24 protein-coding genes are annotated in these 24,434 nt (G+C 65.4%); 4 read left to right on the top strand and 20 right to left on the bottom strand.

Annotated elements, in window-relative coordinates; translation table 11 throughout:
• Both OXF11_02330 and OXF11_02325 read right to left on the bottom strand, forming a co-directional pair.
• The coding region (locus tag OXF11_02330) for a class I SAM-dependent methyltransferase (protein MCY4485935.1) at positions 1 to 335 on the bottom strand (335 nt) is incomplete at its 3' end.
• 21 nt (positions 336 to 356) lie between these two features.
• Positions 357 to 1,469, bottom strand: coding sequence for a Rieske 2Fe-2S domain-containing protein (locus tag OXF11_02325; protein ID MCY4485934.1), 1,113 nt, complete (start codon positions 1,467 to 1,469; stop codon positions 357 to 359).
• Positions 1,470 to 1,555: 86 nt separating this feature from the next.
• On the opposite strand from OXF11_02325, the gene OXF11_02320 reads away from it, so the two are divergent.
• The 3 genes from OXF11_02320 to OXF11_02310 all read left to right on the top strand — a co-directional run bounded on the left by OXF11_02320 (position 1,556) and on the right by OXF11_02310 (position 5,079).
• Positions 1,556 to 3,583, top strand: a complete 2,028-nt coding sequence (locus OXF11_02320; GenBank protein ID MCY4485933.1) for a cytochrome P450 — start codon at positions 1,556 to 1,558, stop codon at positions 3,581 to 3,583.
• 140 nt (positions 3,584 to 3,723) lie between these two features.
• Complete coding sequence (locus OXF11_02315; protein MCY4485932.1) at positions 3,724 to 4,407, top strand: class II aldolase/adducin family protein; 684 nt, start codon at positions 3,724 to 3,726, stop codon at positions 4,405 to 4,407.
• Positions 4,408 to 4,455: 48 nt separating this feature from the next.
• Complete coding sequence (locus OXF11_02310; GenBank protein ID MCY4485931.1) at positions 4,456 to 5,079, top strand: GPP34 family phosphoprotein; 624 nt, start codon at positions 4,456 to 4,458, stop codon at positions 5,077 to 5,079.
• 242 nt (positions 5,080 to 5,321) lie between these two features.
• Here OXF11_02310 and OXF11_02305 read toward each other — a convergent pair whose 3' ends face one another.
• Genes OXF11_02305 through OXF11_02275 form a run of 7 tightly spaced genes read right to left on the bottom strand, consistent with a single transcriptional unit; the run spans position 5,322 to position 11,492 of the window.
• Positions 5,322 to 6,029 carry a carboxypeptidase regulatory-like domain-containing protein gene (locus tag OXF11_02305; protein ID MCY4485930.1) on the bottom strand — a complete coding sequence of 236 codons (708 nt, stop codon included), beginning with the start codon at positions 6,027 to 6,029 and terminating at the stop codon, positions 5,322 to 5,324.
• Between the two features lie 47 nt (positions 6,030 to 6,076).
• On the bottom strand, positions 6,077 to 8,809 hold the full coding sequence (locus OXF11_02300; GenBank protein MCY4485929.1) for a c-type cytochrome: 2,733 nt from the start codon (positions 8,807 to 8,809) through the stop codon (positions 6,077 to 6,079).
• Between the two features lie 36 nt (positions 8,810 to 8,845).
• Positions 8,846 to 9,013, bottom strand: a complete 168-nt coding sequence (locus OXF11_02295; protein MCY4485928.1) for a hypothetical protein — start codon at positions 9,011 to 9,013, stop codon at positions 8,846 to 8,848.
• The gene (locus tag OXF11_02290) at positions 9,013 to 9,783 is read right to left on the bottom strand and encodes a cytochrome C (protein ID MCY4485927.1); all 771 of its coding nucleotides are present in this window, start codon (positions 9,781 to 9,783) and stop codon (positions 9,013 to 9,015) included. The genes OXF11_02295 and OXF11_02290 overlap by 1 nt, the downstream gene beginning before the upstream one ends.
• A gap of 47 nt (positions 9,784 to 9,830) precedes the next feature.
• The gene (locus OXF11_02285; protein MCY4485926.1) at positions 9,831 to 10,601 is read right to left on the bottom strand and encodes a cytochrome b N-terminal domain-containing protein; all 771 of its coding nucleotides are present in this window, start codon (positions 10,599 to 10,601) and stop codon (positions 9,831 to 9,833) included.
• An 8-nt stretch (positions 10,602 to 10,609) separates the two neighbouring features.
• Positions 10,610 to 11,134 carry a ubiquinol-cytochrome c reductase iron-sulfur subunit gene (locus OXF11_02280; GenBank protein MCY4485925.1) on the bottom strand — a complete coding sequence of 175 codons (525 nt, stop codon included), beginning with the start codon at positions 11,132 to 11,134 and terminating at the stop codon, positions 10,610 to 10,612.
• 7 nt (positions 11,135 to 11,141) lie between these two features.
• Positions 11,142 to 11,492 carry a hypothetical protein gene (locus tag OXF11_02275; GenBank protein ID MCY4485924.1) on the bottom strand — a complete coding sequence of 117 codons (351 nt, stop codon included), beginning with the start codon at positions 11,490 to 11,492 and terminating at the stop codon, positions 11,142 to 11,144.
• A gap of 149 nt (positions 11,493 to 11,641) precedes the next feature.
• Here OXF11_02275 and OXF11_02270 point away from each other — a divergent pair, with 149 nt between their 5' ends.
• Positions 11,642 to 12,664, top strand: a complete 1,023-nt coding sequence (locus OXF11_02270) for a hypothetical protein (GenBank protein ID MCY4485923.1) — start codon at positions 11,642 to 11,644, stop codon at positions 12,662 to 12,664.
• On the opposite strand, the gene dapB is transcribed toward OXF11_02270, so the two are convergent.
• From dapB to hslU, 11 genes are all read right to left on the bottom strand, one after another.
• Complete coding sequence (dapB, locus tag OXF11_02265) at positions 12,645 to 13,487, bottom strand: 4-hydroxy-tetrahydrodipicolinate reductase (protein ID MCY4485922.1); 843 nt, start codon at positions 13,485 to 13,487, stop codon at positions 12,645 to 12,647. The genes OXF11_02270 and dapB overlap by 20 nt on opposite strands.
• A gap of 59 nt (positions 13,488 to 13,546) precedes the next feature.
• A complete protein-coding gene (gene dapA, locus OXF11_02260; protein ID MCY4485921.1) occupies positions 13,547 to 14,425 on the bottom strand; it encodes a 4-hydroxy-tetrahydrodipicolinate synthase in 879 nt (292 codons plus the stop codon).
• 330 nt (positions 14,426 to 14,755) lie between these two features.
• The gene (gene dapF / locus OXF11_02255) at positions 14,756 to 15,568 is read right to left on the bottom strand and encodes a diaminopimelate epimerase (GenBank protein MCY4485920.1); all 813 of its coding nucleotides are present in this window, start codon (positions 15,566 to 15,568) and stop codon (positions 14,756 to 14,758) included.
• 24 nt (positions 15,569 to 15,592) lie between these two features.
• On the bottom strand, positions 15,593 to 16,858 hold the full coding sequence (gene lysA, locus OXF11_02250; GenBank protein MCY4485919.1) for a diaminopimelate decarboxylase: 1,266 nt from the start codon (positions 16,856 to 16,858) through the stop codon (positions 15,593 to 15,595).
• Positions 16,843 to 17,325, bottom strand: coding sequence for a hypothetical protein (locus OXF11_02245; protein ID MCY4485918.1), 483 nt, complete (start codon positions 17,323 to 17,325; stop codon positions 16,843 to 16,845). The genes lysA and OXF11_02245 overlap by 16 nt, the downstream gene beginning before the upstream one ends.
• Positions 17,322 to 18,695, bottom strand: a complete 1,374-nt coding sequence (argH, locus tag OXF11_02240) for an argininosuccinate lyase (protein ID MCY4485917.1) — start codon at positions 18,693 to 18,695, stop codon at positions 17,322 to 17,324. The genes OXF11_02245 and argH overlap by 4 nt, the downstream gene beginning before the upstream one ends.
• Before the next feature lie 5 nt (positions 18,696 to 18,700).
• On the bottom strand, positions 18,701 to 19,900 hold the full coding sequence (locus OXF11_02235; GenBank protein MCY4485916.1) for an argininosuccinate synthase: 1,200 nt from the start codon (positions 19,898 to 19,900) through the stop codon (positions 18,701 to 18,703).
• A gap of 21 nt (positions 19,901 to 19,921) precedes the next feature.
• Entirely contained in the window at positions 19,922 to 20,839 is a 918-nt protein-coding gene (gene argF / locus OXF11_02230) for an ornithine carbamoyltransferase (GenBank protein ID MCY4485915.1), read from the bottom strand.
• Positions 20,836 to 22,026 (bottom strand): acetylornithine transaminase, encoded by a 1,191-nt coding sequence (locus tag OXF11_02225; GenBank protein MCY4485914.1) that lies wholly within the window; start codon positions 22,024 to 22,026, stop codon positions 20,836 to 20,838. Before OXF11_02225 ends, argF begins: the two co-directional genes overlap by 4 nt.
• A 45-nt stretch (positions 22,027 to 22,071) precedes the next feature.
• A complete protein-coding gene (gene argB / locus OXF11_02220) occupies positions 22,072 to 22,953 on the bottom strand; it encodes an acetylglutamate kinase (protein MCY4485913.1) in 882 nt (293 codons plus the stop codon).
• A gap of 25 nt (positions 22,954 to 22,978) precedes the next feature.
• Positions 22,979 to 24,334 (bottom strand): ATP-dependent protease ATPase subunit HslU, encoded by a 1,356-nt coding sequence (gene hslU / locus OXF11_02215; protein ID MCY4485912.1) that lies wholly within the window; start codon positions 24,332 to 24,334, stop codon positions 22,979 to 22,981.
• Positions 24,335 to 24,434: the final 100 nt, after the last annotated feature.

Below are 24,434 nucleotides of genomic sequence, written 5' to 3'. Positions count from 1 at the left end.
CGCATCGGGCCGCCGATCCCGCAACCGACGTCGACCACGGTCATGCTCTCTCGCAACTCCAGCTTGGCGATCATCAACCGCTGATGCCGGACAATGGAGTCCTCCAGGCTCTCCTGCGGTGTCAGCGGCGCAAAGTGCAGGGATTCGCTCCAACCCCACACCATGAACTCGCTGCAGAGGTCGTAGTAGTCCTTCACCGTTTCGGTATGGTCGTACCCCCTCGCGGCCTCCGGCGTCGCCCGGTCGATCCAGCCGTCGAAGTGTTGCACGCGACGGCTCACGTTCGATCCGTGGTACGCCCCCTTGAGCGCGTTGGACAGTTTGCCGAATTGCATGACGGTCTGCCCTCCCCTACCTCAAATTCCTGGTTTCTCGGACAGGCTTCCACGCGCGGGCCTTAGCCCAACTTCGTCGGTCTCGGGGTTGAGTTCACCGGCGAGTCGCGCGTCGCGCGGGTCGGGATAGAACTGGGCGCAGTAGCGCCTGAAGGGCATGATCTTGCCGTCGGAGCGGGAGAGGCGCGGGCGCGATCGATATTGCTTGCGGCTCCAGATCACCACGTCCTGCAGGACGTCATGCCGTTGCTGGGACACAATGAACCGGTTCATGATGGGAGCGCGCCATCCCACCGGGAGGAACCCCAGGCCTGCGATCTTCCGCGCCGGTTTGCGTATCTCCCGCACCTGCGAGACCAACGACATGTCGATGAGGGTGCCGTCCACCGGCGTTGCGAGCACCCACAGGCGCGCATCGAGGCCGATGGAGTGCTCGCGGATTTCCGCGAATGAGTAGCCAAGCCCGAAGACATGGGTGGTGACCGAGGTGTCGAAGGTGAGGGTCGCGACCCTGGCGACGGTGCGCTTCGTCTTGAAGTCGAAACGACTCTCGAGATGGGGACCCTCCACGGACAGCTCCTGGGCGGGATTCACGTCTTCGTAGCCGTGGACGCAGCGCAGGTGCTCGAAATCCACCGAGTTCTCCGACGTCTCCTGGGGATGGCCGGGAAAGCGGAGGGTCTTGATCTGGAAGCCGGTCCAGCCGGTCTGGTCCGGCGGCTCCGCGGGCAGGCTCCATTGCGGCTCGCGCCCCCCGACCCCCCACCAGGCAAAAATAAGGCCGAGAATGTCCCGGGTCTCGAAGACCCGCAACTTCGCGGTCCTGGGTGGAGGGGCAGAGGGAGTGGCGACGCACTGACCAGTTGCATCGTATTCGTAGCCGTGGAAGGGACAGACGAGCCGGCCGTCGCGTACGCACCCTCCCGCGCCAGGCCCGAGGTCCGAGCCCAGGTGCGGGCAAACCGATTCGGCAACGCAAATGCGCCCGTCCTCGTCACCCCAGACGACGACGTTCTCGCCCATCCACGTCTTTTGCACAAGCGCGGCCTTCAGCACGGCCTGGCGCGTTGCTACGAAGTACCAACCCTCGGGAAACGGGGAAGGCAAACGGGCATTCGTGGCCTCCGTTCTCATCTGAGTGAATTTGTACCACTGTCGCGACCGCTGTGCTAGATTGATAACAAGTTTGATAAGCAACATTCGCGTCAGGAGGGGTGACGATGGCCCACTCGGCAGCCGGCATGGCGACCCGGCAACTCAGTCTGCCCGAAGAACTGCTGCTGATGCTCCTCAACAGCGAGTCCGGCTACTTTCACCAAGTACCCGGCTGGAACCTGAACTGCGCCGTCATCGGCGCGGTGCTCGCTGAGCTGTCGCTCGTATCCCGCATCGATACCGACATGGAGTCCTTGATCCTCCTGGACCGGACCGAAGTGGGCGACCCCGCCCTCGACCCGATCCTCAAGGAGATCGCCGAAGAACCGGTTCGACGGAACGCGCGGTACTGGATCGAAAGGTTCGCACCTCACGCGGACTCGATCGTTGACCAGACGCTGGACCGTCTTGTCGCCATGAAAATCCTGGAGCACCACGAGGGCGACTTCTGGACGTTGTCTCGAACCTTCGGTCAGACCGACCCGACCGCTGGAAACGGAGAAGGCACGGCGGTTGAGTTCGTCACATCGCGCATCACGAAGGTGATCTTCCACAACGAGATTCCCACCCCGAGAGACATCATCATCGTCGCCCTCCTCAACACGTGCGACGTCATGCGTTTCATATTCCAGCTCGATGACGAGTCGGAAAAGCGTATCAACGTCGTCTGCCAGCTGGAATTGATCGGCCGTTCCATCGCCGAGGCGGTGGCCCACAACCTTGCCGGCCCGTTGCTTCGCCGTTCCGCCCTGACCAAGAAGATCCCGGCCGTCCCTTTGCGTAAAGTGCTGCTCAATCCGCATGTTCGCAAGGGCAACATTCCCGCGCTCTTTGCGGACCTTGCAAACGAGTACGGCCCGGTCTTCAAGCTCCACCCGCCGTTCAAGAAACCCATGATCTTCCTCGCAGGGCCCGAGACGAATCACTGGACTCAGAAGCGCGGGCGCATGTACCTGAGAGCCAAGGACTACTTTTCCGACTTCGAGAAGATCTATGGCGCAAACGGAGTGTTACCTTCCCTGGACGGCGCCGACCACTTCCGGCTTCGCAAGTCCCTGTCGCCAGCCTATTCCCGCGGACGACTGGAAGGACAACTGGACCAGCTCTACCATCAGGCGCGAAATTTCATGGCGAACTGGGCAGTTGGGGACGCCTTCCCCGCGACGAGCCTGTGCCGGCGAATGATCAACGCGCAACTCTCACCACTCTTCGTGGGCGTCGATTCGCAGGACATCCTCGACGATGTAATGGCGTACAAGGAACGCGCGCTCAACACGCACATGTTGAAGGCCCTGCCCAAGTTCATGCTGTATACGCCAGGAATGAGACGCCGGGGGAAAGCCATCGACGAGTTACTGAAGCGGGTCCAGAGCGTCCATACATCCGCCCAGCGGGTTGATGCCGCCCGGGATCTTGCCGACGACCTGCTCAGCCTGCACGCGAGCGATCCTCAGTTCTGCCCGGAGTCGAACCTGCGTTTCGCGCTTTCAGCGGCGTTGATCGCCAGCGTGTATCTTGGCGATGCGTTCAGCTTCACGATCTACGCCATGGCTTCACGGCCCGAGCTCTATGCCAGGATCCGGAGTGAAGCCGATGCCTTGTTCGATAACGGGGATCCGGCCGGCGAGGACTTCAACCCATCCACTATCGACGTGACTCACCGCTTCCTCATGGAATGCCTGCGCATGTACCCGATCGTGCCGATGTCCATTCGAAACGTCATGAACACATGCGTGGTGGAGGACTACGAACTGCCGGTGGGGACACAGATCTTCATTGCCCAGACCGCGACGCACTACATGAAGGACGTCTTCCCCGACCCCTTCACGTTCGACATCGATCGCTATCTGCCTCCACGCAACGAGCATCACGGTCCTGGGTACGCCCCGTTCGGGCTGGGCACGCACACGTGCCTCGGGTCCCGGTGGCTGGAGCTGCAACTGGCGGCCAACGTGCTGATGGTCGCTCACCACTTCACCATCGAAGTATCCCCGGCGAGCTTCAAGTTCCGATTCAACGCCCTGCCGTCGATGAAGCCCAGCAAGAAGCTGTGCTTCCGCATCGCCGAGCAGCGGCGCGAAATACGCGCCTGACGCGTTCATCGCCACTTCCCCCGTCGAGATCGTTGGAGCTGCGCTCCGCCGCGGAGCGCGGCGCCTGATTTGCCCCCTGCGATCCATCGCATGTATAAGTAGGTGATTCTGCAACGCTCGGTGAATTGAAAGGGACGCAAATGTCGGACGGAGTCGAGCAGCTCAACAGAGACGTCATCGCGGCCGCCAGGATCCTGAGCCGGGAGGGACTGGTGCAGGGTTTCGGGCACGTGAGCGCGCGCATTCCGGACTCGGACCTGTTCGTGATCACGCCGCGGGTGAGCCTGGAGTTGGTGGAAACGAACCAGTTGGTCGTGCTGAACCTCCAGGGGCAGGTGTTGGAGGCGCCGGTTTCGCCGCCCTTCGAGGCCGCGCTCCACACCGCCATCTTCAACGCGCGGCCGGACGTGAACGCCATCACACGGATCCACGCGCGCACCGCCAACATCTTCTCGGTGACGGACACACCCCTGGAGGCGGTGCACAACCACGGCAGCTTCTTCAGCGGCGGCGTGCCGGTCTTCGAGCCCATCGACCTGATCTCGACGCAAGGCCTCGGCGAGGGAGCGGCGGCGGCTCTGGGCGATGCCGCCGCCGTGCTCCTGCGGGGCAACGGGCAGGTGACCGTGGGCCGCACCATTCCCGAGGCGGTGATGATGGCCATCTACCTGGAGGAAGCGGCGCAGGTGCTCTACGGCGCCATGCAGATAGGCACGCCGCATTATCTGCCCGGGGAAGCGGCCGGCTCGCGCCAGCGGGAGGCCTTGCCGCCGCCGGACATGGAGCGTGCCTGGAACTTCTTCAAGGGCCGGGTGGGGATGTAGTCACACTTTCATGGCCGGCAGCGGACCGGCCCGTGACGGGAGGATCCATTGATCACCATCGCCGAAGAGATGGTACTCCTCATGCTGGACTACGATTCCGGGTGGAACAACGTGCGGCTGCGCAGTCGCTACCGCCGCAAGGCCATCAGTGGCGCGGTGTTGATGGATCTGGCGCTCGAGAATCGTATTGACACGGACAAGCACCACCTCTTCGTCCTAGACCCGACGCCGAGCCCGGAGCCTGCCTCCGCCCACGTGCTGGCGCGTATCGTGGCGGACAAGGAGGCCCGTTCCATCCACGACTGGGTCGAGCTGGTTGCCCAGGACTACTCCACGTTGCACCCGCTGCTGACGGATCGGTTGGTACAACGCCGGATCTTGCTGCGCCAACGCGGCGGCCGGCTCTGGTTCCTGGGCCTCCGTGACGTGACCGACGACGGGAAACCCGTCCGGGACGTAAGGCAGAGGATTGCCGCGGTACTACTCAGCGACGAGTTGCCGGACCCGCGGGACGTCATGCTCATCAGCCTCGCCGAGGCATGCTCGCTGTGGCCCGCGTTGCTCGATGAAGCGGCCGTAACCAGGATCGAGCACAGGATCGCACAGATCGCCCGGATGGACTTCATCGGCCAGTGGGTCGCCCACTCCATCCAGGAACACCTGGACTGGTAGCAGCGGTCCTGGCCCTCCCACCCTACCACCCGTGGATTCCCGCCCCCGATCGGGGTCGAGGGCAAGCTTTCGCGGGAATGACGATCCCTAGGGTCCCTGCCTCGCGGGTTTTGACACAGCCTGTCCGCGGGAATGGCGTGATGGGGCGTCGCACAAAAAACGCCATGCCGGCGGCGGGCCGGCATGGCGTTTCCAATTCTATCGGCCGCGCGTTACGTCTGGCGCGACCTGTCGGCTTCCGGTCAGCCGGAGAACTCGACGCTGAGATTGACGGTGCCGCCGTCCTTGACCTCCACTTCCTTGGTCTGGGTGCCGAGCTTTTCGTGCCAGATCTGGACCTGGTACTTGCCGGCCGGGACGTCGGTGAGGCTGAAGGCGCCGTCGTCACTCGTCACACTGTAGTAGGGGTTGCCGGCGACGAAGATCCAGCCGGCCATCCAGCCGTGGACGTCACACTTGACTTCCATGATCTCCGGCTTGTCGAACTTTACCTTGAGCTTCTTCTTGAACTTGGGCTGCGCCCGGTTCATGGACTTGTTGACCTTGCTGTAGGTATGGATGTTGTGGAGCACCTTGTCCGGGTTGAGGATGGTGACGTCGGCGCCCGCCGCAACCGCCAGGACATGGGGTTGATACTCGCAACCGTTCTGGTCCAGGGTCACCGCCTTCTTCTCCAGCGCCTTGCCGCCCTTGACCTCGGCGATGTAGACGACCACGTTAGCGATCTTGCCGTCCTTCACTACCAAGGACGATTCGAACTTGGGCCTCTTGTCGCAGGCCTTCTTGTCCTTGGTGATCTTCAGCTTCTTGGGTTTGGGAACGTCGCCCTTGAACGCGACGGCGCCGGAAATGGTTCCGCCGGCGGCCACGGCCGACTGAACGGCACCGAATGCCAGCGCCGCGGTCATGGCAAACACCAGCGCGACGAGCAATGAGAACCTGCGATCCATTTTGTTGTCTCCTTCCACGGTCATAACCCTTCTCTTACTCTATCAACTTAACCCTGATTGCTCTGGCCCTCAACAGCCGGCTGCTCCGACGACTCCGCCGACGGCGCCGCGTCGGCCTTGGCCGCGGTGGCCGGCTGAAGGCCCAGCGTCATGATGTAGTCGGTCAGTGCCTCGATCTGCTTGTTCTCGTCCCCGCCCAGGATGTCCTCGGGCCCTCCGGGGTAGAAGGACGGCATCTTGGTTCCGGGCTGGAGCGTCTGCGGGTCGAGGATCCACTTCTCGATCCAGTCCGGATTCAGCCGCTGGCGGGCGAGGTTCAGGTCCGGCGCCCAGTCTTCCACCGGACCTTCGGGCGTCTTGTCGCCCTGCACGTGGCAGCTTCCGCATTCGAAGTAGTCGTCGGAGAACAACGTTTGGCCGGCCTCCAGATAGCCCGCGGGCACCTGTGCCTCGTCAACGTGAACATAGGGAATCTCGACCTCGGAAAGGCCGGCGAAGTAGTTCACGAAGGTATCCGCATGGGGACCGTCGAAGCCGAAGGTGGGCATGCGGACCTTGAGCCAGGGCCGGATCGGATCTTCCGGGTTCTGCAGGAAGCCGAACAGCCAGTTGGCCTGGACCTTCTCGCCCTCGCCGTTGAGCGGCGGCGGCGCCAAGGTGGGGTTCTGCTCGTAGTACTTGCGGACGTAGCCGCCCATTCCGTCAATCTCGTGACAACCGATACAGTTGTACTCCTGCACCTTGCGGCGGCCGGCGAGAATCTGTTGTGCCCGTTCGGCGTGATCGGCCTTGAAGGACTCGGGTACCTTGCGCTCGATGAAGCCGCGCAGCAGCACCCTCACCGCCTCGATGTCCTCCTCGGGCAGGTCGAAGTGGGGCATCAACTGCTCGACCCGCTCGGTGGCGTATACGCGCGGGCTGAGTATCTTGTTGTAGGTCCAGTCCTTCCAGGAGTGCTTGATGCTCGTGTCGTTGCCGAAGAAGAGCTCCTCCAACGGCTTGGAACCGAAGGTCGTCAGCTCGACGCCGATGCGGGACTCATTCTCCATCCCCGGAATGTCGTGGCAGCCGGCGCAGCCGTATTTCCGCACCAGCTTCTCGCCCTTGGCGACGTTGGCGGGATCCTCGAGGCGGGCCACCACCGCGGCGTCCGGCTCGGGCTTCTCGCCCAGCGTCATGAGGTACGTGGTCAACGCCAGCGCCTCGTCCGCGGAGAGCCGCAGGCTCGGCATGCGCGTTTCGGGGTTGTAGCTCTTGGGGTCCAGCAGCCAGTTGTAGGTCCACCGGGGGTTGGCCTTGGCGGCGATGTCCTTCAGGTTCGGCACCAAGTCCTTGCCCCCGACCCGGGTGGTGAACTCATCCTCGGCGAAACCGTGGCAGCCCAGGCACCCCACCGAGCGGGCCAGCTCCCGACCCTTCTCCACCATGGCCGCGTCACCCGGTTGGTAACCCTCCGGCGCGGCATTGTCCTTGAGCCAGGCGTCGGATTCCTTCCCGGAAACCGACCACAGGTACGCCGCCGCCGCCAGCGCCTCGTCTTCCTTGAAATAGAAGTGCGGCATCCGGGTATAAGGCCTGAACTCGCGCGGATTCTCGATCCAATCCACCATCCACCCGGGATCCAGCTTGGCCTGGACCTTGCGCAGGCTCGGCCCGACCTTGGGGATGTCGGCGTACCCTTCCACCAGATGACAGCCGGTGCAGCCCACCTGCTCGAAGATCTGCTGCCCCCGCGCCACCACCTCGGCGCCCTCGAGACCCGCGACGTTGATATGGCAGGTGACGCAACTGGCCTCCACGTCGTGGTCCTCGTGCAGCGGGTGCTCCCAGAACTTCACGTTGCCGTGGGCCTGGGCCGTGCTGTTGACCGCCTCGCCCTGTCCGTCATGACACGCGGTGCAACCGAACACACGCGGCGGATGCGCGGTATCGCCCAAGAACACCGTGCGTTTCGGATGGGTCGTAAGGGGTTGCGGCAGGTCGTCGAAGCCGGCGCGGTTGATACCGATATGGCACGATTGGCACCGGTCCACCCGGTCCACGTGTTGGTCGAAGTTGTTTCGGTCGAAGTCCTTGAGCACCACCTGCTGGATGCTGGGGACCTTGTAGAGAGTGAACTGCGGGAAGCCCTCCGGGCCTACTGTGACGATGGCGTTGTCCATCTGCCGCTGCCACTTCCGCTTGTCGCCCTCCAGCTCGTAGAGCTGCTCGTCGATCTTCTTGACGCCGCCCTGGACCTCCCGGATCTCCGCCCTCACATCGGTGCGCTTCTTGCGCGCGGCTTCCAGCGCCGGTTCCAGCGCGCGTTGCTGGGCTTGCAGGTCCTGGATGTGCCTGCGGTACGGGCCCGCGTCCTGCCCCAACTGGACCGCATGGTCGAACTCGTACCAAGCCTCGTCCAGCTCGCTCTTGACGAACTTGACCTCCTGGTCCGCGTCAAAGTACTCGACTTCGACCCGCTGCCGAAGCTCCAGGAGCTCCGCGAGGCGCGCGCCCTTCTCGCCGCTCTCGAGGCTCTCCACCTCGGCGGCGCGTTGCTTCACCAACTCGGCGTACTTCGGTTCCGCGTTCAGGCGCTCCTGCTCCTTGACCAGCGCGGCCGCGGCGCGCTCGTAGTCCGTGCTGATGAACTCCGCCTGGTGTATCTTCCACACCCGTCTGGTGATGTTGTCGTCGAAAATCGCCCACAGGGACACCACCACCAACAGGATGGAGCCTACGAAAAAGACCGTCCCGTAGGACTTCTTTTCCTCATTCGGATCTACGCCGCGAACCGCCATTCATGCTCCCTTACAGCACTTATCCGCATCTCGACTTCAAGCCGCCTTGCTCTCCAACACGCGCCCCAGCCAGAACACCGTCACGCCGATGAGGGTCATGATGATCTCTTCGGCCATGGCTATGCCCTGGAAGATGCCCACGAACAACGTGAAACCCACGGCGGCAAGGCCGAGGGCCTGAACAAGCTTTGCTACATAGAACATCAGATATTAAGCCAGGGGGTAACCATGATGTACTTGATGTTGAACACCAGCCGCAGGAACATCTTCACTGGAAGCCCGATCATGGTGATGAACAGAAAGGACGTGATCGCGAAGCGGACCACGCCCCAGCGGATCATGAACTCCTTGCCCTTGATCCAGACCACCCACTTGTAGAACAGCCACGTCGAGAACACGAAGTAGAACAGCACCAGGAACAGGCCGAAACCCGCCTGCACCCAGTAGTCCCGCAGGCCCACCAGGTAGGGCAGATCCACGTTGGTGAGGGCCACCACCTTGTGGGGGTCCCACCGCTGCCACGGCCAGAACAGGTTCCACCCCGGCCCGCGGAAGAACGTCCCGATGATGATCGTGACCACCCAGAGGATGTGGAAGCCGATGACGAAGGTCAGGATCTCCCACTTCCGTTCCTTGAAGGTGTAGTAGCCGTTGCCCTTGGCGTTGATGTCGATGAACGGGATCACCATGAGGCCGATGATGATGAAGGTCGGCAGCACCACCCCGGCGTACCAGGGATCGAAGTACACCAGCATCTCCTGCAAACCGAGGAAATACCACGGTGCCTTGGAGGGGTTGGGCGTCCGCGCCGGGTTGGCGGGCTCTTCCAGCGGTGCGTCCACCAGCAGAGACCACAGCGTCATGGCCACCAACACGAAGATGGTCACCAGAAACTCGCCCCGCACCAGATGCGGCCACGTGTGAATCTTGTCGTCGATGACGATCGTCCGGCTTCTTTCCTCGGCCTCAGCCATACGATGGCACCCTTTCCCTTAGCGATGAAACCCGTGCGCCGACGAACCTAGAGCGGAGGGCCGGAGAAGCCGTCCCGGCGGATGCGCCAGAAGTGCACGGCCATGAGCAGGCTGGCCACCAGCGGGATGAAGATGCAATGAAGGATATAGAACCGCAAAAGCGTGTGCGGGCCGATATCGCCGCCGCCGAACAAGAACGCCCGCGCGTCGTAGATCGGGTTGGCGCCGACGAACTCGGCGAAGGGTCCCTCATGCCCCAGCAGGGGCGTGGCCCGGGCCATGTTGGAGCCCACGGTGACGGCCCAGATGGCGAGCTGGTCCCACGGCAGCAGGTAGCCGGTGAAACTCAGCAGCAGGGTCAGCACCAGCAGCAGCACGCCGACGATCCAGTTGAATTCCCGCGGCGGCTTGTACGAACCGGTGAGAAAGACCCGGAACATGTGCAGCCACACGAAGATGACCATGGCGTGGGCCGCCCAGCGGTGCATGTTGCGCATGAGCATGCCGAAGGGCATGTCGAACTCCAGGTACTTCATGTCCGCGTAGGCGTACTGCGGCACCGGCCGGTAGTAGAACATCAGGTAGATGCCGGTCACCACCGTGAGCAGAAACATGAGGAAGGTCAGCCCCCCCATGCACCAGGTGAAGCGCATGCGCACGGCGTGCTTGCGCACCTTGGCGGGATGCAGGTGCATCCACACGTTGCCCGTCACCATGAGCACGCGGTTCCGCGGCGTGTCCTCGTAACCGTGCCGGAAGATCGACTTCCAGACGTGACTCTCGACGATGTCCTTCTTGAGCTGTTCCAGATTGATCATGATCCGTCTCAGACCTTGAGAATGCTGTTGGGATGCTGCTCATCCGGTTCCCCACTCGGCCCCATGCGAAACGTCCTGGACTTGTCCACCACGAGCTGTCCGTCCTCCGCCACGGCGATCTCGAAGCGGTCCAGCGGCCGCGGCGCCGGGCCCTCGAAGTTCAGGCCCGACTTGAAAAAGCCGCTGCCGTGACAGGGGCACTTGAACTTGCTCTCGGCGGAGAGCCAGCGCGGCGTGCACCCAAGATGGGTGCAAATGGAGGAGATCGCGTAGAAGCCCACCTCCTCGCGCACGATCCACACACGGAAGTCCTTCTTGAACTTCTCGCTCACCTCACCGATGGCATAGTCGGTCGGAAAGCCGGCCTTGAACGTCGACGGCGGCTTGAAGAGCACCCGCGGAAACGCCGACCGCATGAAACCGAAGAGGGAGACCAGGGAGAACGCCCCGAACCCCAGCCAGCCAAGGCGGCCGAAGAAGTCCCGGCGGCTCCAGATGCCTCGCTTTATTTCCCGTTTCTCGCTCGTAGCCATCGCGTCCCTACTTCTTCTTGAACCAGCTTATAGCGGCCCCCCAGGCGATGAAGAAAAGGCCGCCGACCATCAACGCCAAGCCCACCGGACCGAACACGAAGGAAAGGCCGGCGCCCAACATAAAAAACAACACGCCGGCGCCCAGGGGATTCATCGGCGCCGGTGTGGCCCCGCTCGCTTCCTTCCGTGGTTCCTCGCCTCGGATCAACTCCTCGCGCACCAGCGAAAAGGCGAGTTCCTTCAGATCCTCCCGCTTATCCGGCTCGACGGACCGAATCAACCGGCCAATGCGCTCCGCAAGCCGTTCAACTTCCGCTTCCGCCGACTCAGAGTCGGATTTTGAAGATTCTGAAGCCACTGAGAATAGGAAACCTGATTAATATATGGGATTCCGGATGTCAACCGAGGGAGGGAAGAAGGATGCGAGTTCCGCCTCGGTTCCCGGTCCTTGACGTCAAGCGGTACCATCCGGTAATGGAAATCGCCATGAGACTAACGACACTACTGATGGCTCTGTTCCTGGCTTCTCTGACAGCGGGCTGTTCCGTCGGCGGCGGTTCCGGCCCGGCTCCGGACCCGCCTCCGCCGCCAATCCCGCCGCTCGAGCCCGCCGCGCAACCGTTTGGCGCGCGGACGACCTTCGTCGACAACGTCCTCAGCGTCGACGTACGCTACCACGACGGCCGTACCCGGACGCTCGATACCGTCCGAAACTATGAGGCCGAGTGGGGGCTTCTACTCCCACAACCTTCGCAACCCGGACATACCAGCCGTGAATGGTTGCTCTCGGAAAACCACTACGACGGCAAGATCATGCTCTACGCCGTCGTCTCGTGGAACGACGCCGACCCCACCGACTACCTCGCGGCCGGATGGTGGCTCGTTTATCCGCCCGGCGTATCCTATCAGCGTGTCGGAACCGCCGCAATGGGGGTCTTTATCGATGGCCCGGAACTAGACCCCGCTGCACCGCCCGACGTTCCCTTGACCGGCACGGCCACCTTTGTCGGCGGTGCCGGCGGCCTGTACCAGTACTACTATGGCCGCGCATGGGGCGAGTTGGCCGATGAGTCCGAGTACACTGAATTCCAGGGCCCTATCTCGCTGACCGCCAACTTCGACGAAAAGGAAATCACGGGGTGCCTTGGGTGTCTCGATGAGATCGAGACCACACCCGGCCGCCACCTCTTTCCGATCGTGTCCTCGCGGAGTCCCGATGTCACCGCGCTGCCGGCCGACTACGACCTGCACTTCGCGGCGTCCTTTGACGCCAAGGGCGCGTTCGAGGATACCGACATCACCGTCACCCACCCTGAACGTACGATCGCGGCATTCGCCGGGACGTGGCGCGGCCAGTTCTCGAACGTGTCGGATGTCGACGGCAACCCGCGCCGCGTAGTCGGCTCGACCGAGGTTCAATTCGCCGAAACCGATGGCTCGTTCGGGCGCTTTGTTGGCATCTTCGATGCGCTTACGCCCGCGACGATCGAGCCTGATGAAGGGAGCCCGGTCACCGAGATGACGCCATAGGGCCTGAAGAACCGTCCGCCAGCCCGAGGACGTCCTGCATGGTGTAAAGGCCGGCGTCCTTGTCCGCGAGCCACTGGGCCGCGCGAATAGCACCGCGGGCGAAGGCCTCCCGGCTATGGGCGCGGTGGACCAGCTCGATGCGTTCTCCGATCCCGCCGAACAGCACCGTGTGCTCGCCGGCGATGTCCCCGGCGCGGACGGAGATGAGGCCGATGTCGCTCGTCTTGCGCTCGGACACCCCGTTGCGGCCCGGCACCCCTACCCGTTCCAGCTTGCGCCCCAGTGCTTCGGCCGCTGACCGGGCGAGGGCGAGCGCGGTGCCGCTCGGGGCGTCCTTCTTGAACCGGTGGTGCGCCTCTACGATCTCTACGTCGTAGGTGTCGCCCAGGCTCCGAGCCACCTGGCCCACCAGGCCCAGCAGCAGGTTCACCCCAAGGCTCATGTTGGGGGCCAGGACGGTCGGGGTCTTGGCCCCCAGCGTGCGGATCTGGCGCAGATGCCGTGCCTGGAATCCGGTGGTGCCGATGACGATGGGAATGCCGGCTTTGGCGGCGGCCTTCATGTGGGTCAGGGACGCCTCCGGCGTCGTGAAGTCCACGATGACCCGCCGTCCCTCGGCCGCGGCGTCGATGCGGTCGGTGACCGCAACGCCCAGTTGCCCCGCGCCCGCCACCTCCCCCGAGTCCTGACCGATACGCGGGCTGCCGGCCCGGTCGGTGGCTTCGGCCAGGACGACGCCCGGAGTCTCCTGGATCAGGCGCGCGATGGTGCCGCCCATCCGCCCGCCCACGCCGCACACGATAAGGCCCAAGGAATCTTTCATGATGTCACCCGGACCGAGGGGCTACTCATTGACGGCCTGTGCGCGCGGCAACAAGCGGGTCATGCCTGAATCAGCCCGTAGTCCGTCATGGCGCCCTTCAGCCGCTTCAGGTTCGGCTCGGTCATGGGCGTCAGCGGCAGGCGCATCCCCGGTCCGCACTTGCCCATGGCGGCCAACGCGGCCTTCACCGGGATGGGATTGGTCTCGCTGAAGAGGCACCGGATCAAGGGCATCAACTCGAACTGGATCCGGCGGCCGGCGGCCCAGTCCTCCCGCAGGCAGGCTTCCGTGAGGTCGGCCATGGCTCGGGGGGCCACGTTGCCGGTGGTGGTGATGACGCCCTTGCCGCCCAGGGTCATGAGCGAGTAGACGAGCGAATCCTCGCCCGAATAGACCGCCAGGGAGTCGCCACACAGCCGGATGACGTCGATGGCCTGGTCCACCGAGCCGGTGGCTTCCTTCACGCCCACGACGTTGCCGATCTCCGCCAGCCGCGCCAGGGTCTCGGGCTCCATCCTGGAGGCCGTGCGGCCGGGGATGTTGTAGACGATGAGCGGGATGCCGACGTGCTCGGCCACGGCGCGGTAGTGATGGTAGATCCCTTCCTGGGTGGGCTTGTTGTAGTAGGGCGAGATCAGCAGCGCGCCGTCGGCCCCTGATTTCTCTGCGGCCCGGGTGAGTTCCATGGCCTCGCGGGTGGAGTTGGAGCCGGTGCCGGCGATGACCGGGACGCGCTGCCGCGCCGCGCGCACCACCGCGTCGATCACCGCGTGGTGCTCGTCGTGGTCGAGCGTGGCGGACTCTCCGGTGGAGCCGCACGGCACCAGCGCATGGGTGCCCTGCTCGATCTGGAACTCCACCAGCGCCTCCAGCGCGGCGTAGTCCACACCGCCGTCCTTGAACGGCGTGACCATGGCCGTCATTGATCCGGTGAACATGTGGTTACTCCCTCTGTTGCTTTGCTCAAAGCCTCCAAGCGTCATTCCCGCTTTCCAGGCTGTGTCAAAACCCGTGATGCACGGACCCTACGGAACGTCATTCCCGCGGAAGCGGGAATCCAGGGGCGGTGGCGGGGCACTACCGAGGCGTTTCCCCGCCTCGCCACCCCTGGATTCCCGCTTCCGCGGGAATGACGACTCGGGGGGTTGGCGCCAATTCTTGTCCGGACGACGTTTTGACACCACCTGGGAAGCGGGAATCCAGGGGCGGTGGTGGGCTTTCGCGAGAATGACCATTCGGGGCGTTGGCGCCACTTCTTTAGCGCGCGGTCACACGCGGATGCTCCCTTGGAACACTTCCCGCGCCGGCCCCGTCATGTACACCCGGTCGTCGTCGGCCCAGTGGATCTCCAGGTCGCCGCCGATCAGGTGCACCGTGATCTTCTTCCCGGTCTTGCCGGTCAAGGCGCCGGCTACGCCCACGGCGCTGGCGCCGGTGCCGCAGGCCCAGGTCTCGCCGGCGCCGCGCTCCCACACGCGCATGCGCACCTCGTCGTGCGCCAGCACCTGGACGAACTCCGTGTTGACGCGGTTGGGAAAGAAGGCGTGGTGCTCGAAGAGCGGTCCCAGGCGGGGCAGGTCCAGCGGCTCCACGTCGTCGACGTAGAGCACGCAGTGGGGATTGCCCATGGACACGCAGGTGACCCTGTACTCCTTGCCGTCCACCACCAGCGGACGGTTGACGATACCGCCGTCGGCGTCCACCGGGATGTCCCGCCCCTCGAGCACGGGGCGGCCCATGTCCACCTCCACGCGGTCTCCCTTGAGGCGCGGCCGGATGACGCCCGCGAGGGTGTCCACCTCGATCTCGCGCTTCTCCGTCAGACCGTGCTCGTAAACGTACTTGGCGAAGCAGCGGATGCCGTTGCCGCACATCTCCACCTCGCCGCCGTCGGCGTTGTAGATCTCCATGCGGAAATCCGCCGAGTCGGACGGCCTGATGGTGAGCAACTGGTCCGCGCCCACGCCGAAGCGGCGGTGGCACAGGTTCTTCGCGATCTCCGCCAGGTCCGCGGGCGGCCGCTCCATGCAGTCCAGCACCACGAAATCGTTGCCGCAGCCGTGCATCTTGGTGAACGTGATTTCGGTCATGGCTCCTCCGGGGGCCTACAGCATCACCGGGATCTTCTCGCCGGCCACGAGGCCCTCCAGGGTCTCGCGTTCCCGGACCACGGCGAAGTCCTTGCCGTCCACCAGCACCTCGGCGGCGCGTGGGCGCGTGTTGTAGTTGGAGGCCATGGTGAAGCCGTAGGCGCCGGCGCTCATCACCGCCAGCAGGTCCCCGGGCGTCGGGGTCTGGATCTGGCGGTCCTGGGCGAAGAAGTCGCCGCTCTCGCAGATGGGGCCGACCACGTCGGCGGTCATGAGCTCGGCCTCGCGCCGCACCACCGGCAACAGCCCCTGGAACGCACCGTAGAGGGACGGACGGATGAGGTCGTTCATGGCGCCGTCCACCACCACGAAGTTCTTGGCCTCAGCGCGCTTGAGGTAGAGCACCCGGGTCACCAGGATGCCGGCGTTGCCCACCATCGACCGGCCGGGCTCCAGCACCAGGGTCACGTCCTGGTCCCCGATTCCCTCCGTCAGCGCCTTGGCGTAGTCACGCGGGTCGGGCGGCTGCTCGTCGTCGTAGCGGATGCCGAGGCCGCCGCCCAGGTCCACGTAGCGGATATCGGCCCCCTCGCGCCGCAGCGCCTCGACGAACGCGCGCACGCGCGCGGCGGCGTCCGAGAAAGGCGACGTGGAGGTGAGCTGCGAGCCGATGTGGCAGTCGACGCCCACGACTTCGATGTGGGGCAACGCGATGGCGCGGCGATAGGCCGCGGCCGCGGGGTCGATGGCGATGCCGAACTTGCTCTTCTTCATGCCGGTGGAGATATAGGGGTGGGTCTGCGGATCCACGTCGGGATTGATGCGGAAGCTCACCGGCGCCACCACGCCCATGCTCCCGGCGACCTCGTTCAGCGCCTCCAGTTCCTGCTCCGACTCGACGTTGAACATCAGGATGCCGGAACGCAGCGCGTACTCCATCTCGTCCCGGGTCTTGCCCACGCCCGAGAAAACCACCTTGCGCGGGTCGGCGCCGGCCTTGAGCGCCCGGAACAGTTCGCCGCCGGACACGATGTCGAACCCCGAGCCCTCGTTGACGAAGGCGCGCAGCACCGCGAGGTTGGAGTTGGCCTTGACCGAGAAGCACACCAAGTGGCGGGTGCCGGCGAAGGCCTGGTCGAAGGCGCGGAAGGCGTCGCGCAACCGTGCCAGGCTGTACACGTACACCGGCGTGCCCACCGCTTCGACGACGTCCCGGACCGGGACGTCCTCGCAATACATCTCGTCGTTCCTGTGCGTGAAGCGTTCTACCGTCGTTGCCATTCGATGCTGACCTCGTTGGACGGCTTGCTGAGCGAGCCGTCCGACAACACGACGCGGACCCGATACCGGTACACCCGGCCGGTTTCAAGTTCCGTGTCCGTGAACTTGTATTGAGACTCCTTGGAGAAACGTCCCTCGTCTTCCGCGTTGACCACGGCCCGCTCGCCGTAGGCGGCGTTGCAGTCCGGGCAATCCGCCGGCGTGCTCTTGCGGTACACCACGAACCCCACGAGGTCCGTGAGCGGCCGGCCGTCGCGAGCGGTCCGCGGATGCGACCAGCCCAGGCCGATGCTGCGGTCCCCGAGCATGAGGGTCAGGTCACTGATGGCCAGCGGCTCCACGAGGTCCGCCGCCCGCGGCGGCCCCTTGCGGCCGCAGCCGGTGACGAGGACGAGCAGGAGCAGCAGGCACACAAGACCGGCGACCCCGCCCCGCGACCCCTGGATTCCCGCGGTGACTCCCATCATACCCCCAGTTTCTTCAGTTGGCGGCGCACGTTCACGGACGCGGTGCCGCCGGGCGCCCGTCGGCGCTCGACGCCGGCGCGGAGCGTCAGGACCTTGTAGACGTCCGCGCCGATGTCGGGGCAATAACCCTGGAGCTCATCGAGCGGCAGTTCCTCCAGCTTGCACCCGGCCTCGATGCAGTGGCGCACCACCCGGCCGACCACGTCGTGGGCGGCACGGAAGCTGAGGCCCCGGCCCACGAGGTAGTCCGCCAGGTCGGTGGCGTTCATGAAGCCCTGCTCCGCGGCCGCGGCCATGCGCTCGCCGCGGACCTTCAGCCCATTGAACAGCTCCCGCGCCATGGCCAGGCACGCGGTGACCGTGTCGACGGTGTCGAACAGCGGCTCCTTGTCCTCCTGGAGGTCGCGATTGTACGCCAGCGGCAGCCCCTTCATGATGGTCAGGAGCGCGTTCAGGTGGCCGTACACCCGCCCGGTCTTGCCGCGGATCAGCTCGGCCACGTCGGGGTTCTTCTTCTGCGGCATCATGGAGCTGCCCGTGCAGTAGGCGTCCGGCAACTCGATGAAGCCGAACTCCTCGCTGGACCACAGGATCAGCTCGTCGGCCATGCGGCTCAGGTGCACGAAGAGGATGGCGGAGGCGGACAGGAACTCCAGCACGAAGTCCCGGTCGCTCACCGCGTCGATGCTGTTTTGCGTCACGCGCGGGAAGCCCAGGAGCTTGGCCACGTAGGCCCGGTCGATGGGAAAGGTCGTGCCGGCCAGAGCGCCGGAGCCCAGGGGCATGACGTCGGTCTGTTCCCGGCAGTGGCGGTAGCGGCTCATGTCGCGCTCGAACATCTCCACGTAGGCCAGCAGGTGGTGCGCGAACAGCACCGGCTGGGCGCGCTGCAGATGCGTGTAGCCGGGCATCAGCACGTCCTCGTTGCGCCGCGCGGCGCCCGCCAGCGCCTGCCGCAGCCCCTCCAGATTCGCCAGGATGCCGTCGAGCGCCTCCCGCAGGTAGAGCCGCATGTCCAGATTGACCTGGTCGTTGCGGCTCCGGGCGGTGTGGAGCTTCGCGCCCACGCCGCCGATCTTCTCGGTCAGCCGCCGCTCGATGTTCATGTGGATGTCTTCGTCGGCGATGCTGAAGGGGAACGTGCCCCCCTCGATCTCCTTCTGGACGGCGCGCAGTCCGGCGACGATCTTGCGCGCCTCGCCCGCCGGGATGATGCCCTGCTTGCCGAGCATTCGGGCGTGGGCGATGCTGCCGGCGATGTCGTGCCGGTAGAGGCGCCGGTCCACGTCCACGGACGCGGTGAAGGCCACCACCGAATCGGCGGTGGAGCCGGCGAATCGGCCTCCCCAGAGCTGCTTCTTCTTCGCCATGCGGCCTATGCGCCGGCCACCCGTCCGGCCATCTTGAGCCGCAGCGCGTTCAGCTTGATGAACCCGTCGGCGTCCGCCTGGTTGTAGCTCTCGTCCTTCTCGAACGTGGCGGTGACCGGGTCGTACAGCGACACCGGCGATTTCCTTCCCGCCACCGACGCCGAGCCCTTGTAGAGCTTGAGGCGCACCGTGCCGGTGACCCGCTGCTGCACGGCGTCCAGGGTCTGCTGGATGATCTGCCGCTCGGGCGCGAACCAGTAGCCGTTGTAGATCATCTGGGCGTAGCGCGGGATGAGCGAATCCCGGAGCTGCATTACCTCGCGGTCCAGCGTGAGGTGCTCGACGGCGCGGCGCGCCGCGTGCAGGATGGTGCCGCCGGGGGTCTCGTAGATGCCCCGGGACTTCATGCCGGCGTAGCGGTTCTCCACCATGTCCACCCGGCCGATGCCGTGGCGCGCGCCCAGACCGTTGAGCGCCACCAGCATCTCCGCCGGCCCCAGGCGCTTTCCGTCCAGCGCCACCGGATCACCCGAGGCGAACTCCAGCTCGATGGTCCGGGGCTCGTCGGGGGCGGCCTCGGGGGACGCGGTCCACATGAACATGTCCGCCGGAGGCTCTTGCCACGGGTCCTCCAGCACGCCGCCCTCGTAGCTGATGTGGAACAGGTTCCGGTCCATGCTGTAGGGCTTGTCCTTGGTCACGGGCACGGGGATGTCGTAGCGCCGGGCGTAGTCGATGAGCGCGGTGCGCGAGTTCAAGTCCCACTCGCGCCACGGGGCGATGACCTGGATGTCGGGTTTGAGGGCGTAGTAGGTCAGCTCGAAGCGCACCTGGTCGTTGCCCTTGCCGGTGGCGCCGTGGGAGACCGCCTCGGCGTTCGCCGCCAGCGCCACCTCGAGCTGGCGCTTGGCGATCAGCGGGCGGGCGATGGAGGTGCCCAGCAGGTAGGCGCCCTCGTACACGGCGTTGCCCCGCAGCATGGGGAACACGTAGTCGCGCACGAACGCCTCGCGCAGGTCGTCCACCACCACGTCGCTGGCGCCGGTGGCCAGCGCCTTGCGCCGCACCTCTTCCAGATCCTCTTCCTGGCCCACGTCGGCGCAGTAGGCGATGACCTCGCAGTCGTAGGTCTCCTTCACCCAGCGCAGGCACACGGACGTGTCCAGACCGCCCGAGTAGGCAAGCACGACCTTTTTCGGTTTCATGAATCTCCCCGTCGATTGAGTTTACGTTGCCTCGGCGAGGCACCAGACCATCAGCGCCTTCTGCGCGTGGAGGCGGTTCTCCGCCTGGTCGAAGACCACGGAGTGCGGCCCTTCGATGACCTCGTCGGTAATCTCCTGGCCGCGGTGGGCCGGCAGGCAGTGCATCACCGCCACGTCGTCGCTGGCCCGGGCCACCAGATCGCCGTTGACCTGGAACGCGCCGAAGGCCTTCCGCCGGTCGCCGGCCTCCGCCTCCTGCCCCATGCTCGCCCACACGTCGGTGTAGATGGCGTCGGCGCCGTCCACGGCCGCGGCCGGATCGTGGGTGACGGCGGCGTCCGCTCCCGCGGCCAGCGCCGATTCCAGGATCTCCCGGTCGGGCTCGAACCCCTCGGGACACGCCAGGGTGAAGCGGAACGGCAGCTTCTCCGCCGCCAGGAGCCAGGAATGCGCCACGTTGTTGCCGTCGCCCACGAACACCACGTGGCGCCCTTCGATGGCGCCCTGGCTTTCCCGCAGGGTCAGGAGGTCCGCCAGCACCTGACACGGGTGGTACAGGTCGGACAGCGCGTTGATCACCGGGACGGAGCCGTGGCCCGCCAATTCCTCCACGATCTCCTGGGCGAAGGTGCGCGCGGCGATGATGTCCACCAGGCGGTCCAGCACGCGCACGCAGTCGGCCGGCGTCTCCCGGGTGCCGAGCTGCACCTCGTCGGGCCCCAGGAAGAGCGTGCTGCCGCCCAGCTCGGTCATGCCGATGTCGAAGGTGGCGCGGGTGCGCAGGCTGGGCTTCTGGAACAGGAGGGCGAGCTTCTTGCCCGCCAGAAGCGGCCGCGACCGCCCCTCCCTGCGTTCCTGCTTGAGGGTGGCGGCGAGCGCAAGGACATGATTCATGTCCGCCGCCGTGAGGTCCCGCAATGTCCGTACGTCGCGCTTCACGACACCCGCTCCAGCACTTGTTCCAGGATACCCAGCGCCTCCTCGACGTCCGCCTCCGTCACCGTCAGCGGCGGCACCATGCGCAGCACGTTGGGCCCCGCCAGCACCACCAGGAGGCCGTCCTTCATGCATTCCTGGACCATCGGTCCGCACTCGCGGTCCATCTCCACGCCCAGCAGCAGCCCCTTGCCGCGCACCTCGCGGATGAAGCCGAAACGTTCCGTCAAGGCCTCCAGTCCCTTGCGCAACAGGTCGCCCATGGCCGCGCAGTGCTCCACCAGTCCGTCTTCCAGGATAGTCTTCATCACCGCCAGCCCGGCCGCGCACACCACCGGGTTGCCGCCGAAGGTGGAGGCGTGGGAGCCGGGCGGAAAGCTCTTGGCCACCTGTTCCCGCGCCAGCATGGCGCCCAGGGGCAGGCCGCCGCCCAAGGCCTTGGCCAGGGTCATGACGTCGGGCTCGACGCCGAAGTGCTCGTAGCCGAAGAGCCGGCCGGTGCGCCCCATGCCCACCTGCACCTCGTCGAACATGAGCAGCAGCCCCTTGTCGTCACAGAGTTGCCGCAGCCCGCGCATGTAGGAGACTTCCGGCACCACCACGCCGCCCTCACCCTGGATGGGCTCCACCAGGATCGCCGCCGTGCGTTCGTCCACCGCGTCCTCGACCGCGTCCAGGTCGTTGAACGGGACGTAGCGGAAGCCCGAGGGGAGCGGATCGTAGCCCAGGCGGATCTTCTCCTGGCCGGTGGCCGTCAGCGTGGCCAGGGTGCGCCCGTGAAAGGAGTTGAGGGCGGTGATGACCTCGCTCCTGCCCTGGGCCTGCTCCGCGCCGTAGCGCCGCGCCAGCTTGAGGGCGGCCTCGTTGGCCTCGGCGCCGCTGTTGCAGAAAAACACCCGGTCGGCGAAGGAGTGCTCGCACAGCGCCTTGGCCAGCCGTGCCTGGGGCTCGATGTGGTACAGGTTCGAGACGTGCATCAGGGAGCGCACCTGCTCGGACACCGCCTTGGCGACGGCGTGGTGGCAGTGTCCCAGGCTGTTCACGGCGATGCCGGCGACGAAGTCCAGGTAGGCCTTGCCGTCCGCGTCCCACACCCGCACGCCTTCGCCCCGCACCAGCGCGATGGGGAAGCGCGCGTAGGTGTTCATCACGTGCGCGTCGGTGAGTTGTTGTACATCCAGGTTTGACATGATGCGTCCGACCCTCAGCTTGGTCTTGCCGCGCGTGTGGCGCGGTTAGTCCCGAATCACCTCCGTGCCGACCCCCTGCTCCGTGAAGATTTCCAACAGCACCGCGTGGCGGTCCCGGCCGTCGATGATGTGGGTCTTGACCACGCCGCCGTTGAGGGCGTCCACGCAGCACTCGACCTTGGGGATCATGCCGGAAGAAATCACGTCCTTCCGGATGAGGTCCGTGGACTCCGCGATGGTGAGGGTGCTGATCAGGCTCCCCTCGCGGTCGCGCACGCCCTCGACGTCGGTGAGGAGGATGAGCTTCTCGGCGCCCAGGGCCGCGGCCACGCGGCCGGCCACCAGGTCGGCGTTGATGTTGTAGGTTTCTCCCATCTCGCCCACGCCCACCGGCGCGATCACCGGGATGAAACGGTTGCCCTCCAGCGAGCGGATCACCGTGGGGTCCACCCGCACGATCTCCCCCACCATGCCGATGTCGATGATCTCCGTGCTCTCGCCGTCGCCCGGCACGGTCACGTTCATCTTGCGCGCCAGGATGAGCTGCCCGTCCTTGCCGCTGAGACCCACGGCGGCGCCGCCGTGCTGGTTGATGAGCGCGACGATCTCCTTGTTGACCTTGCCCACCAGCACCATCTCGATGATGTCGATGGTTTCCGAGTCGGTGACGCGCATGCCGCGCACGTAGCGGCTCTCGATGCCCATCTTCCTCAGGGTCTCGTTGATCTGGGGGCCGCCGCCGTGCACCACCACCACGTTGATGCCCACGTACTTGAGCAGCACGATGTCCTGGGCGAAGCTCTGCTTGAGCGTCTCGTCCACCATGGCCGCGCCGCCGTACTTGACCACGAACGTCTTGCCGTAGAAACGCTTGATGAACGGGAGCGCTTCCAGCAGCACTTCCGCCTTGCCGATGAAATCTTCCACTTGCGCCACTCCGATACCGTGGGGCCTACAGAATGTACCGCGACAGATCCTGGTCCTTCAGAATGGCCTCGAGACGCTCGCCGACGTAGGCGGCGTCGATGCGCACTTCACGGCCCGGCATCTCCGGGGCCGTGAAGGAGATCTCGTCCAGCAGCTTCTCCAGGATGGTGTGCAGCCGGCGCGCGCCGATGTTCTCCATCTTCTCGTTGGCCTCGGCGCTGATGCGGGCGATCTCCTCGATGGCGTCGTCCCCGAAACACAGGTGGACCTTCTCGGTCTCCAGGAGCGCCACGTACTGCCGGATGAGCGCGTTCTTGGGCTCGGTCAGGATGCGCACGAAGTCGTTCTTGTCCAGGGAACTGAGCTCCACGCGGATCGGGAACCGCCCCTGGAACTCCGGGATCAGGTCCGACGGCTTGGAGTTGTGGAACGCGCCGGAGGCGATGAACAGGATGTGGTCGGTGCGCACCAGCCCGTACTTCGAGCTCACCGTCGAGCCCTCCACCATGGGAAGCAGGTCACGCTGGACCCCTTCCCGGGAGACGTCGGGGCCGTGCACGGTTTCCCGGCCGGCGATCTTGTCGATCTCGTCGATGAACACGATGCCCGACTGCTCCACCCGGCGGGTGGCCTCGCCCACCACCGTCTCCATGTCCACGAGCCCGGCCGCTTCCTCCTGGGTGAGCAGCTTCATGGCCTCGGGGATCTTCACGGTCTTGCGCTTGGTCTGTTTGGGAAGGAGGTTGGAGAACATCTCCTTGATGTTGGACTCCATCTCCTCCATGCCCTGCGGCGTCAGCACCTCGATCATCGGCGTCATGTTCTGGGTCAGCTCGATGTCGACGGAGCGGTCGTCGAGCTTGCCGGCCCGGAGCATCCGCCGGAGCTTCTCGCGAGTAGCGGGCGAGGGCCGCTCCACCGGGCTTTCGGCGCCTTCGGCGCTTTCCCCGGCGCTCCCGCTGTCCGGCGCCTGCGGCTCCGGCAGCAGCAGGTCCAGGACCCGCTCCTCCGCCAGGTCCCGCGCCTTGACCTGGACCTTTTCCTGCTCCTCTTCCCGCACCATCTTCACGGACAGGTCCATGAGATCGCGGATGATGGATTCCACGTCGCGCCCGACGTAGCCCACCTCGGTGAACTTCGACGCCTCCACCTTGATGAACGGCGCCTGCGCCAACTTGGCCAGCCTGCGGGAGATCTCCGTCTTGCCCACCCCCGTGGGGCCGATCATGATGATGTTCTTGGGGGCGATCTCGTCGCGCAACTCCGCCGGCACCAGTTGCCGCCGCCAACGGTTGCGCACGGCCACGGCCACGGCGCGCTTGGCGTCGCGCTGCCCGACGATGTAGCGGTCGAGCTCCGAAACGATCTCGCGCGGCGTCATGACCGGCGTCAGCGCCTCTCCGTCGGGCGCGCGCACGCTAAACTGTCGGCTTTCGTCTTTCATGGGATCCGTGCTGGGAAGGCCGCCCTTGCCGCCCACG

The sequence above is a fragment of the Deltaproteobacteria bacterium genome, assembly GCA_026712905.1.
Lineage (GTDB): Bacteria > Desulfobacterota > Binatia > UBA9968 > JAJDTQ01 > JAJDTQ01.
The sequence above is the reverse complement of the archived record's forward strand: the minus strand, read 5'-3'. Positions and strand labels throughout refer to the sequence as shown.